The organism is Candidatus Magnetobacterium casense (assembly GCF_019173545.1).
In the GTDB taxonomy this organism is placed as follows: domain Bacteria; phylum Nitrospirota; class Thermodesulfovibrionia; order Thermodesulfovibrionales; family Magnetobacteriaceae; genus Magnetobacterium; species Magnetobacterium cryptolimnobacter.
Genome location: NZ_JABXWD010000075.1, coordinates 1 through 12,262 on the forward strand (window position 1 = coordinate 1; position 12,262 = coordinate 12,262).

The following is a 12,262-nucleotide window of genomic DNA, read 5'->3' on the forward strand; positions in this document are numbered from 1 at the left end:
TGGAGCACTTAAAAGGGATCGTGTTTCAGGATGCCCTCGGATCGGTGTTTGACAAGGTAGAGAGGCTCGCTGCCATAGGCGACTTCCTGCGACTACAACTATTTGATCCGACCGAAATCGACAGAGAACAACTGCTGATGGCCATCCGCCTCTGTAAGGCCGACCTGACCACCGGAGTGGTGCGTCAGTTTCCGGAGCTACAGGGGGTCATGGGCAAGTACTATGCCCTCAAGAGCGGTCAGAAACCTCAAGTCGCTCAGGCCATCCTCGAACACTATCTGCCAGCCTTTGCCGGGGACAAAATACCATCAACAAAACTTGCCATGATCGTAAGTCTTGCAGATAAGCTAGACAATCTGGTATCATTCTTCTCCATAGGCCAGACGCCCACGGGGTCGGAGGACCCCTACGCCCTGAGGCGACAGGCAATCGGTGTGATAGCTATCCTGCTGCAGGGTGGCTTCGGGATTACGATTGAGGCTATCCTCACGGGAGTCGCTGATGTCCTGGAAAGGCCGCGGACTGTTTTGGATGCCCTGTATGCGTTTTTCAGACAGAGGCTGCAGGCCCTGTTTTCGACCACGGGATACTCCCACGACGTCATCCAGGCAGTGATGGAACGGTTTCAGTGCGTGCAACTAAACCACCTGGTCGGACGGATGGATGCCCTGATGCAGTTAAAGGAACAACAGAGGTACAACGAAATTGTGATTGCGTTTAAACGTATATACAACATAGTGCCACGGGAGATGGACGGCTCATATGTCGTAAACGTCCGGCTTATGCAGGGTGTTTACGAAAAGGGGTTGTACGATGCCCTGGGACGGATACGACAGGGGCTTGAGACTGCCGTTGCAAGTGGAGAGTTCCGGCGTGCCCTGGAGTTATTGGCGGAGTTGGTAGCGCCGATAAACGAATTCTTTGACAAGGTGCTGGTCATGGACAAGGACGAGGTTCAGAGAATCAACAGGCTGGCCCTGTTGAGGGACATATTGAGTGCGGCGGCAATCGTGGCCGACCTGTCCAGGATGCAGGAGAAGCAGGACTTGACAAAAGTAAAAAATGTATGAAAAAATCTAAATAGAAAGAAACATCTGTTTAACGGATGAAAAGAAACCATCGGAGGTAATCATGAACCCTGAAGAATTACGATATCATAAGGAACATACCTGGGTAAGTCTGTCAGGCAAGAAGGCCACTATAGGCATAACAGACTATGCGCAGGAACAGTTGGGTGATATAGTGTATCTGGACATACTGGAGGTAGGCGCGGAGGTAGAGGCAAATACTGAGATGTCAGAGATTGAATCCACCAAGGCGACCTCGTCGGTAATCGCCCCGATTAGCGGCACGGTGTTGAGTGTAAATGAGGAGTTGGAAGATGCCCCCGAAATAATCAATGAGGAGCCCTACGGCAAGGGCTGGATAGCCGTGATAGAGGTAGCGGATGAGTCCGAGCTTGAGGAGTTGATGGACGTCTCCGACTACGAGAAGTACATCGAAGAGGAAGCTGGATGAAGATAGTAATCCTTGGTGCGGGCCCCGGGGGCTATGTGGCGGCCCTCAAGGGTGCGCAGATGGGTGCCGATGTCACGGTGATTGAGGGCAGGGAGGTTGGCGGCACCTGCCTCAACGAAGGCTGTATACCCACAAAGACACTCATAGCATCGGCGGAGGCCTATGTCACGGCCCTGCACTGTGACTCATACGGGATAGACTTCAGCGGCAGTCTCACCCCCAATGTGCAAAAGCTGATGGCTCGCAAAAACGGGGTCATCTCCACGCAGGTCAAGGGGATACGGGCATTGTTTAAGAGCTGGGGGGTGAAGCTCAAAGAGGGCAGGGGCAGCTTCATCTCAGAAAAGGAGGTCAGGGTCGTAAACGGCAGTGGCCAGGAGGAGGTCATAAGCGGGGAAAAGTTTATCATAGCCACGGGCTCCCGTCCTGCGGAAATCCCGACGTTCCCCTTTGATGGCAAGCGGATTATCTCCAGCTCCGATGCCCTGAACATGGACGGCATCCCCACCTCGATGATAATCATAGGCGCCGGCGTGATGGGTTGTGAGTTTGCGTGCATATACCAGAGTTTTGGCACCGAAGTGACGATGGTAGAGCTGATGCCCCGTGCCCTGACCACGGAAGACCCCGAGGTGTCACAGATACTGGAACGGGAACTCAAAAAGAAAAAGATAAAGCTCATCACGGATGTAAAGGTAGACCGTGTGAGCGTTGAAGCTAATGACGTCAGGGCGTTTCTCTCCAACGGCAAGGAACTCAAGGCGGAAAAACTCCTTGTCACCATAGGGCGGGCGTTTAACTCCGATGGTATAGGGTTGGACAAGGTCAGTGTGACCCCCGGCAAGGGTGGCGTTATATCGGTCAACGCCATGATGCAGACGAGCAACCCCGATGTCTACGCCATTGGTGATGTAGTAGGGGGTATGCTCCTTGCGCACGTAGCCTCCACGGAGGGCATGGTGGCCATCAAAAACATCATGGGACACAAGGAAGAGATGGACTACACCTGTGTGCCGGGTGGGATATTTACCTCGCCGGAGATCGGTTCGGTGGGGATGCGTGAGCACCAGTTGCAGGAGCGCGGGATCAAGTACAGAAAGGGACAATTCCTCTACAGGGCATTGGGCAAGGCACATGCCATGGGAGAAATCACCGGCATGTTCAAGGTACTCTCCGACGAGGCGGGCAAGGCGATCCTCGGTGTACACATAGTGGGACACAATGCCTCGGATATAATCCACGAGGCGGCGGTCGCAATCAAGGCAGGGTTGAGCGTTAAGGCGCTCGCTGAGACAATCCATGCCCATCCGACCCTGGCCGAGGGCTTGATGGAGGCAGCCGAGGACGTATTTGGTGAGGCCATACACGCACCCAAGAAATAAAGTCAGGCAGCGCTATAGACTTATTTAGCGAGGTTAGTTTAAACTTCCCTTATTGCTATAATTTAATTATGAAGAATTTTAAGGAGGGGCATATATGTCTAGGATCGAAGTTGTTCACGCAAGAGAGATAATGGATTCCAGAGGCAATCCGACCATTGAGGTAGACGTCATACTGGAGAGCGGGGCTGCGGGCAGGGCAGCCGTCCCCAGTGGCGCCTCAACGGGTGAGAGGGAGGCCGTAGAACTCAGAGATGGCGACAAGGCCAGGTATCTGGGCAAGGGCGTGAAAAAGGCCGTAGAAAACGTCAACACCACCATAGCGGACAAGGTCATTGGCCTGGATGCAACGTCGCAGGCGCTCATTGATGGCGTCATGATCGAGCTTGATGGCACACACAACAAATCAAGACTTGGGGCAAACGCAATCCTGGGCGTATCACTGGCGGTTGCCAAGGCCGCAGCCGACGAGTCAGAGTTGTCCCTGTACAAGTACCTGGGCGGGGTCAATGGCAAGGAGTTGCCCGTGCCGATGTTGAACATCGTCAATGGCGGGGCACATGCCGACAATAACGTTGACATTCAGGAGTTTATGATTATGCCAGTGGGTGCGCGTTGCTTTGCCGATGCACTGCGCATGTCTGCGGAGGTATTTCATAGCCTCAAGAAAACCCTCCAAAAGAAAGGCCTGTCAACTGCCGTGGGTGATGAGGGCGGATTTGCACCCAACCTCAAGTCCAACGAAGACGCACTCGTGGAGATCATGGAGGCCATTGCTGCCGCCGGATACAAGGCCGGAGTTGACTTCCTGCTTGCACTCGATGTCGCATCCTCGGAGCTGTTCAAGAACGGCAAGTATGACTTTGCCGGTGAGGGAAAGACCTTTACCCCCGAAGAACTCGTCGATTACTATGAGTACTTGACCGGCAAGTATCCGATCATCTCAATTGAGGACGGTATGAGCGAAAACGACTGGGACGGTTGGAAAAAACTCACAGACAGGCTCTCCAAAAAGGTGCAGCTAGTGGGCGACGACCTCTTTGTCACCAACCCGTCCATCCTCAAGGAGGGTATCGAAAAGGGTTTGGCCAATGCAATACTGGTCAAGGTCAACCAGATCGGCTCTCTGACGGAAACGCTTGACGCCGTTGAGATGGCAAAGAAGGCAAAGTACACCGCCATCATTTCGCATCGCTCAGGCGAAACGGAGGATACCACGATATCCGACATAGCCGTGGCGCTTAACGCCGGGCAGATAAAGACGGGTTCAACGTCAAGGTCTGACCGCATTGCAAAGTACAACAGGCTCCTGAGAATCGAAGAAGAGCTTGGCTCCGTAGCCGTATACAAAGGACGTGACACATTCTACAACCTCAAGTAAAAAAAAAGGGGGGCGGCTCTGCCCCCCCCTCAGACCCCCCCTGCAAGGGGTCACGGACCCCTTGACCCCATCTTGGGTCTCTCCAGGGTGCTCTTGGTCTTGCGTGGTTTAAATCACAGAAATGAAGACAAACAAATATGGATAAGAGGAATCTTCTCAGGAAGCAGATAGTCAAAGAGAGGAGGCATCGGGGGAGATTGTTTGTTGTGTTTTTTCTCTTTGCGCTGGTACTGATATTGTTTAATTTGTTTTATGATGAGATGGGGCTGTTTAATTATTTCAGACTGAAGTCTGAGGAGCAACGGATGGAGGAGGATATTGCGCGCCTTGAGATGGAGATATCCTCTGTCAAGGATGAGATAAAGGCAATAGGAACGGACCCCTTCTATATCGAGAAAAAGGCCAGAGAAGACCTGGGCCTGGCAATGCCCGATGAGTACATCTACAAGTTGGAGAAGAATAAGTAGCCCGTTTGAAAAAGTACATTGTAGCGATCACCGGGGCAAGTGGGTCAGTGTTTGCGTTGAGATTGATCGAGGCGCTTGTGACGGTTGCCGAGGTGCATGTGATCATCTCCTCGGAGGCGATACCGATCATTGCTTACGAGACTGGGTTAGACCTGGTTACAGGGACAGGCAACGACCCTACCCGCACGGAGAGGTTGAGGCGGCATTTCAACACGGAGCGGCTATTTTACTACGAAGACGATTGTCTGCACAGTCCGCTCTCCAGCGGTTCGTTTATAACGGATGGCATGTACGTGGTGCCGTGTTCGATGAAGACCCTCTCAGGGATAGCCAACGGGTATGCCGATAACCTGATAATCAGGGCTGCCGACGTCGTCATAAAGGAGGGCAGGTCTCTGGTGCTGTCGCCGCGTGAGATGCCCTTTAGCGCCATACACCTTGAGAACATGCTGAAGCTGGCAAGGCTTGGTGTTGTTATAGCCCCTCCCGTGCCGGCCTTTTACAGTCAGCCCAATGACCTCGCCGACGTCATAGCCTTCATCACAGGCAAGCTCCTGGACTGCATGTCAATACCGCACAGCCTCTTCAGACGCTGGAACGGCCACCACGGCAGGGATTAACCGCCCCGGAAGCAGCCCCTTTCTTTCCTTCTTCTTAGGGGGGTGAACTATTACCCTGCCTGCTTATGCAACCGAATCAGAAAAAGATTGACGGAGAAGATATATTTATGGTATAAATACAGTATGAGGTATAAGTAAAATTAAACGTTAATTATGTATGGAGGGATAATTGTATGGATACCAACCCGTTTTGTGTGATCAACGATGCCGAAAAATATGCTGGCAAATATGTGGCAACGCGTGGCTTTGGTGACAATGACGCCATAGCAAGCGGCAATACTATCCGAGAGGTCTATCAACAGACGGAAAATGCAGGGATAAGTGATCCCGTTGTCTTTTATGTCCGCAAAAAAGGGACAACATATCTCTATTAGCGATGCCCATTGTAGATTTTCCTTTTACGGATTTTGGGGATGGTGTACACGCGCCGTCTCTTTTAGCACGAATAATAAATCCTCATACGAAATCGCATGTGCTGACCTATGGTATCATTGATACGGGCGCTGATGAATGTGCAATACCTGGTAATTATGCATCCGACTTAAAACATAATTTACAGCAAGGCCAATCTAAACAAATTTTAACTGCCAATGGAGAAAATACGGCTTACAGACATACAACGTTTTTTCAAATTCTACATCCATACAACAGAAATATTCTCTATGAATCGCCTGAGATTCTAGTTGATTTCATACCGAAATTAGATATATTATTATTCGGAGTCAACAATTTTCTGAGTAATTTTATTCTCACTGTTGATTATCCAAAGCGATTATTTTCGCTTAGATTACCAGACAACATGCCGGTGGCAAGATGATAGTCATACGGAGCGCCACGGATGAGGATATCGACGGACTCTGTGAGCTGTTCAGGATTTGTTTCTCCAAGCTGATATCGGTTGAAGAGTGGTTGTGGAAGTACCAAGGCACTCCCAACGGGGCACATTCCTACGTCGGGGTTGATGGCGACAAGCTCGTTTCGCACTTTGGCGGCATCAGGTGTGCCATGGAACTTCAGGGACAGGGGCTTTGGGCGTATCAGTTCTGCGACGTGATGACCCATCCGGCCTACAGGGCCAGGGCGTTTTCCCTCAAACCCCCGGTGCTGAAGGCCGCCGAACTCTTCTACAACCAACACGAAATGGACTTCGCCTTTGGTTTCCCCTCAGAGCGCCATGCCAGACTCCACTGCCTGGTCATGGGGGCCAGCCGCAGGATGCTTACCCTCTACGAAAAACGACTGACTATCAAGGACGCCAATATCCACAAGATGCCCATGAGGGTCTACACAGGCTGGGATGGCGTCAAAGACAAGGAACTCGACACCCTATGGCAGAAGTGTCGCAACTCCTATCCCCTGTCTATCGTAAAGGATGCCAGGTACTTCAATTGGAGGTATCGCAAACACCCCACACGCAAGTACGAGGTGGTTGTCTGGCGCGGTTTTTTCAGCACCGCCATAAAGGCCCTTGCCATCGTGCGGATACAACAGGACAGGATGAATCTCCTGGACTTTATGCTCCCCGATGGCCGTGTCACAGAGGGCTTCCTGTGCATGCTCGATACCCTGGCATGTAGTCAGAATATCTCTGCCATACAAGTGTGGCTAAACGGCGCAGAACCCGTCGTAAAACACTTCCTGGCACACGACTATGAGGTCTCTCAGGGGCTGCCCTGCGCCCTGAAGATCGTAAAGCCCGGCGTAATGGATGACAACACCTTCTATAGCAACCTCTGCTACAGAATGGGAGATTACGACGACAGTTGACAACCACACTTAAATCGGGACAACGCTACGGATGCCCTGCTCTGCTAAAATAGCTGTCTTGCGAATGAGACAAATTAAATGGGTAATTTTGTGCTTGACTTTTATGTGGGGTTTATTTTATCCTACATTCAGATAAAGTGGTTAATGCTATTATATAGAGGGATGCTTGATTAGGTATGGCGATGTACGATTATAGAGGCGAAATAATACATAAACGGGTGCTCGTTATAGACGATTACTCGGAGTTTAGGTATTCGGTGAAAAAGATGCTCCAGTCCTTTGGCATAAATGACATCGATGACGTTGGTGATGGAGATGAAGCCATCGATAGGATGGCCTTAAAACCTTATGATATTATCTTGTGTGACTACAACCTCGGAGAGGGAAAAAGAGACGGACAACAGATACTTGAAGAGGCAAAGCATAGAGAACTGCTATTGTACTCCGCTATTTTTATAATGATCACGGCTGAAAACACCATGTCCATGGTAATGGGGGCGATGGAGTATAAACCGGATGACTACCTGACAAAGCCCTTTACCAAGGACTCCCTAAAGGGGCGCATCGACAAAATAATGGAAAGAAAAAAGGAGTTCGAGGCAATAGATAAGGCAATCTATCACAAGGACTTCCTGACAGCCATAAACATCTGCAACGAACGCATAAACAATAAACCAAAGAATATCTTTGACTACTTACGTTGGAAGGCACAGTTGTGTGTGATGGTTGGCGATTACGACGAGGCCAAAAAAATATATGAAGAAGTATTGGCCGTGCGCAAGATACCGTGGGCAACCATGGGGCTTGGCAAGGTGTATTATCTGAAGGCTCAGTTTGCCGACGCAATCCCCCTGTTTAAGGAGCTTATCGCCGAAAACAAGACTCTGATGGAGGCCTATGATTGGCTGGCCAAGTCCTATGAGGAATTAGGCGAAACAAAAGAGGCTCAGTCAATACTTATGACTGCGTCAGAGATATCACCCAAGGCTATCTTACGGCAAAAAAATCTGGCCCAGATCGCCATGAAAAACAAAGACCTCAACACGGCAGAAAAATCACTGAAGGCTGCCGTCAATCTGGGAAAAAAATCCTGCTTCAAAAGCCCTACCGATTACACCGGCCTTGCCAATATATACATCGCAAGAAAACGGCCTGAAAAGGCCCTCGATGTCCTGGGCGATTCACGCGAAACGTTTACCAACAACCCTGAGGCCAACCTCCAGGCAGCCGTGATGGAAGGCCTCGCTTACAAGGAACTGGGTAAACACGAAGCAGCACAACATGCCCTCGATGAGGCAACTCAAATCTTTGACTTCATAAAAGGCAACGTCTCTGCCGAGGCATCCATGGATGTCGCAAAGGCCTTCTTTCAACTGGGAGATACGGAAAAAGGCAACAAGATAATGGAAAACATTATCAAAAACAACCACGATAACGAAAAAGTTATCAAAATGGCTGAAGATGTATTTACCGCTGCCAACCTGCGCGATGAGGGTATGCAGATAATATCTGACACAAGACAGGAAATCGTTAAAGTAAACAATGACGGTGTTGCCCTTGTTCAGAAGGGAAGGCTCAAAGACGCAATCGAGTTCTTTGAGAAGGCTGCAAGTGGTCTGCCGGATAACAAGATCATTAATGCAAATGCGGCTCAGGCCAACATCATGTACATGCAGAAATACGGAAAAAGTGAACGACTCATGTTGCAAACAAGAACATACCTGGAACAAATAAGAAAGGCTGACCCCTCATATGCAAAATATCAGAGCTTGTTATCCATGTACCAACTGCTTGTAAGTAAACCATGAGGTTGATAAGGTAAATATGAGTATAGATTTAAATGGACCACAGATAGAGTTCTCAGGCATATTGGCCGCTTCCGTGCATGAGATGAAAAACTCTCTGAGCATGTTGATCAATTACCTGGACAACGTGATAGAGCACTTCGAAAAAGACAAAAACTCCGATATCAAACTGCTGTCACAACTACAGTACAACGCAAAACATGTAAACAATAACCTCATGCAGTTGCTGGCCCTATACAGATTGGAAAATTCCCTGTATAGCCTCAACATCGGTTACAACCCTGTAGTAGAACTCGTTGAAGACCTGATCGCTCAGAACAAAACACTCATGGATTACAAAGGCATTACACTCGACGTTGATATAGATACCGACCTCTACTGGTTCTTCGATAAAGACCTGCTGGCAGGTTCCCTCAACAGCATCATCAATAACTCTTTCAAGTACACCAAAGACCTCATCCGAATCAGCGCCTATGAAGCTGATGCCTATATGAGTATCTGTATCGAGGACAATGGCACTGGCTATCCGGACCACATGTTGCAAAATGGCAGAACTAGGGAAAGCTCTATCAGCTTTAAGACGGGTAACACCGGGCTGGGACTGTATTTCTCCTCAATGGTTGCGCGCTTCCACAGAAATAAGGAGCGGGAAGGCTTTATAACCCTGAAGAACTCCAGCACATATGGCGGTGGTTGTTTTTGCATAAGCCTGCCCTGAGTTATTTGCGCTCACTTGCTGAATCTGTCTGCCTGATTCAACGTACATATACGGGCAATCTGTTGTAATGGGTAAGATCATATCAATATCCAACCAGAAGGGTGGAGTGGGCAAGACTACTACGGCTATAAACTTGGCAGCTTCCCTGGGAAGCATCGGAAAAGACGTCCTTATCGTTGACAGCGACCCACAATGTAACTCTACCAGCTCCGTGGGAATCGACAAGAAAGATATCGATTCCAGAAATCCAGAGGAAAATCGCTATAAAACCCTCTACGACATATATACCGGCCATTGCAAGGCAGAAGAGACTATAATAGACACAACGTTTGAAAGACTCTATATAATCCCGGCATCCAGACACCTGGTAGACGCAGAGATAGAGTATGTCGGCAAAGAAAGACGAGAATCCATGATGGCCGATGCCCTTAAGAATATAAGAACCAGATTTGAATATATCTTAGTAGATTGTCCACCCTCTCTGGGACTTTTAACCCTGAACGCCCTCGTAGCCGCAGATTCGGTGATGATCCCTGTACAGTGTGAGTACTTTGCCCTGGAAGGGTTGGGCCTGCTGGCCAGTACCATAATGGACGTGCAAGACTCCTTTAATCCTGCTCTGAGCATCGAAGGAATACTCCTGACCATGTTCGATGTCCGCAACAACCTGTCACTGGAGGTTGTCAAGGATGTGAGGGACTCTTATGGCTCCAAGGTCTACACCACCATGATACCGCGCAACGTGGTGCTCGGAGAAGCACCAAGCTTTGGCAAACCCGCCATGTACTACGATGCTCGCTCAAAGGGGGCACAGTCATACTTAGCACTGGCACAGGAAATCTTAAATGGTAAAGTTGGGCAGGGGGCTTAACGTCTTATTGCCTGTAGAGAGGGACGGGATATTGCACGTTGATCCGCAGCGTATAAGTCCCAATCCCGATCAACCACGAAAGGACTTTGACGAGGAATCCCTCATACAGTTAGCCGCCTCCGTCCGGGAAAAGGGCATACTGCAACCCATCATCGTCAATAGAAATGACGACTCCTCCTTCACCATCATCGCGGGTGAGAGGCGATTGCGGGCCGCTGTCCTCTGTGGACTCACAAAGGTACCCTGCATCGTCAGGGATAAAAAACACAATGACGCACTGGAAATATCACTCATCGAAAACATCCAGCGACAAGACCTCAACCCCATTGAAACCGCACGTGCCTTCCAAAAACTGATAGACGACTTTGAACTCAAACAGGAAGATATTGCCACAAAGGTCGGCAAAGACAGGGCCACTGTTGCAAACTACCTGCGCCTCTTACACCTGCCACAGGAGGTACAGGCAATGGTCTCTGAAAACAAGTTGTCCATGGGACATGCCCGTGCCATCGTCTCTGCAGGCAGCCCCGTGCAACAGTTGGATATCGCTGGACAGGTCATCGAAAACAACCTCAACGTCCGGCAGACTGAGGCCCTTGTGGCCGCACTCTCAACTGAAGTTGCCGAAAAGCAACCTCCTGCCACCACTGCCACAACCCCTGCACAAAAAGACCCGCACATTTCAAACATCGAACAGGAACTCATCAAAACCCTCGGCACCAAGGTCAGGATCAACCACAAAGGCAAAAAGGGAAAAATAGAAATCGAATACTACTCCCTCGACGAACTAAACAGACTGATAGATATACTCAGGATATGAAAATGAATCGAACTAAAAACATAAGTCATCGAAGACGTCATTGGTGTCTACTTACAGTCACCTGCGTTGCTACAGGTCGGCTCCAGAGTACGATTGATTGAAGCTATACCGGGAAATCGGGGACGATGTTACCTGGAGGTACTGATATCTTTTTTAAACGCGTGTTAGGTCTCAGTGGTGATAAAGAAATCAATCCTATGATTTACGATTCACCCCCAAAGCATTTCCAGACAAAGTGTCACAGCTATTTCGCGAGAACAGCAATAACAGTGAGTTAATCAAATGGAAAAACAAGCGAAGGCATTTTGTGATTTCCTGACCAGGAACAAACTGAAAATGACCTATCAGAGGGAGATAATACTGTCTATCTTCTTAGATAGCAAAAGGCATCTATCACCTGAAGAACTTTACAGACTTGTTGACGACAGGGACAAATCCATCGGACAGGCCACTGTCTACAGGACACTACGACTCTTTGTTGCCTCCGGGATAGCCAGGGAAGAGGACTTCGGCGACGGGGTGAAACGCTACGAAGCTATCTATGGACTCAGTCACCATGACCACCTCATATGTGTACATTGCAAAAAGATGATCGAGGTGGTCGATCCCAATATCGAGATACTTCAGGAAGAACTTGCAAAGGCTCATGGCTTTAAAATCATGTCGCACAAGATGGATATTTATGGGCTATGCATTGAGTGCAAGGATATAGAAACTTTATTTTAACCTCTATTGATAAGCAGAAGAGCATAAGTAGCTATACTGATCGGATTCGAGTTTTTTCGGGTATCAAAATTGCCTGAATAGAAGAAAGAAAGGGGCGGTTTGTGACAGGGGCGGGTGCGACCCGCTGCGGGAAAATCGTGCCCCACCCCCTCCGCCCCCCTTCAGAACCCCCCGCAAGGGGAGGGGCGAG

14 protein-coding genes are annotated in these 12,262 nt (G+C 49.4%); all 14 read left to right on the plus strand.

Features of this window, described 5'->3' with window-relative positions; genetic code table 11:
* A partial coding sequence (gene glyS, locus HWQ67_RS05940; RefSeq protein WP_218251739.1) for a glycine--tRNA ligase subunit beta occupies nucleotides 1–1,070 on the plus strand: 1,070 nt, incomplete at its 5' end.
* A gap of 61 nt (nucleotides 1,071–1,131) precedes the next feature.
* Complete coding sequence (gcvH, locus tag HWQ67_RS05945) at nucleotides 1,132–1,518, plus strand: glycine cleavage system protein GcvH (RefSeq protein WP_218251740.1); 387 nt, start codon at nucleotides 1,132–1,134, stop codon at nucleotides 1,516–1,518.
* On the plus strand, nucleotides 1,515–2,900 hold the full coding sequence (lpdA, locus tag HWQ67_RS05950) for a dihydrolipoyl dehydrogenase (protein WP_218251741.1): 1,386 nt from the start codon (nucleotides 1,515–1,517) through the stop codon (nucleotides 2,898–2,900). The genes gcvH and lpdA overlap by 4 nt, the downstream gene beginning before the upstream one ends.
* A gap of 94 nt (nucleotides 2,901–2,994) precedes the next feature.
* A complete protein-coding gene (gene eno / locus HWQ67_RS05955; protein ID WP_218251742.1) occupies nucleotides 2,995–4,278 on the plus strand; it encodes a phosphopyruvate hydratase in 1,284 nt (427 codons plus the stop codon).
* 137 nt (nucleotides 4,279–4,415) lie between these two features.
* On the plus strand, nucleotides 4,416–4,745 hold the full coding sequence (locus HWQ67_RS05960) for an FtsB family cell division protein (protein ID WP_218251744.1): 330 nt from the start codon (nucleotides 4,416–4,418) through the stop codon (nucleotides 4,743–4,745).
* Nucleotides 4,746–4,750: 5 nt separating this feature from the next.
* Nucleotides 4,751–5,365, plus strand: coding sequence for a UbiX family flavin prenyltransferase (locus HWQ67_RS05965; protein ID WP_218251746.1), 615 nt, complete (start codon nucleotides 4,751–4,753; stop codon nucleotides 5,363–5,365).
* Between the two features lie 173 nt (nucleotides 5,366–5,538).
* Nucleotides 5,539–5,739: a DUF5678 domain-containing protein gene (locus HWQ67_RS05970; RefSeq protein ID WP_218251747.1), complete on the plus strand. Its 201-nt coding sequence runs from the start codon at nucleotides 5,539–5,541 to the stop codon at nucleotides 5,737–5,739.
* Nucleotides 5,740–5,741: 2 nt separating this feature from the next.
* The gene (locus HWQ67_RS05975) at nucleotides 5,742–6,182 is read left to right on the plus strand and encodes a retroviral-like aspartic protease family protein (protein WP_218251749.1); all 441 of its coding nucleotides are present in this window, start codon (nucleotides 5,742–5,744) and stop codon (nucleotides 6,180–6,182) included.
* On the plus strand, nucleotides 6,179–7,132 hold the full coding sequence (locus tag HWQ67_RS05980) for a GNAT family N-acetyltransferase (protein ID WP_218251751.1): 954 nt from the start codon (nucleotides 6,179–6,181) through the stop codon (nucleotides 7,130–7,132). The genes HWQ67_RS05975 and HWQ67_RS05980 overlap by 4 nt, the downstream gene beginning before the upstream one ends.
* A 182-nt stretch (nucleotides 7,133–7,314) precedes the next feature.
* Complete coding sequence (locus tag HWQ67_RS05985) at nucleotides 7,315–8,940, plus strand: tetratricopeptide repeat-containing response regulator (protein WP_218251752.1); 1,626 nt, start codon at nucleotides 7,315–7,317, stop codon at nucleotides 8,938–8,940.
* Nucleotides 8,941–8,956: 16 nt separating this feature from the next.
* Nucleotides 8,957–9,655, plus strand: coding sequence for a sensor histidine kinase (locus HWQ67_RS05990; RefSeq protein ID WP_218251753.1), 699 nt, complete (start codon nucleotides 8,957–8,959; stop codon nucleotides 9,653–9,655).
* A gap of 67 nt (nucleotides 9,656–9,722) precedes the next feature.
* Nucleotides 9,723–10,526 (plus strand): ParA family protein, encoded by an 804-nt coding sequence (locus HWQ67_RS05995; protein WP_218251754.1) that lies wholly within the window; start codon nucleotides 9,723–9,725, stop codon nucleotides 10,524–10,526.
* Entirely contained in the window at nucleotides 10,501–11,346 is an 846-nt protein-coding gene (locus HWQ67_RS06000; protein ID WP_218251755.1) for a ParB/RepB/Spo0J family partition protein, read from the plus strand. The genes HWQ67_RS05995 and HWQ67_RS06000 overlap by 26 nt, the downstream gene beginning before the upstream one ends.
* A 282-nt stretch (nucleotides 11,347–11,628) precedes the next feature.
* Nucleotides 11,629–12,072, plus strand: coding sequence for a Fur family transcriptional regulator (locus tag HWQ67_RS06005; RefSeq protein WP_218251756.1), 444 nt, complete (start codon nucleotides 11,629–11,631; stop codon nucleotides 12,070–12,072).
* The last annotated feature ends 190 nt before the right edge of the window (nucleotides 12,073–12,262 follow it).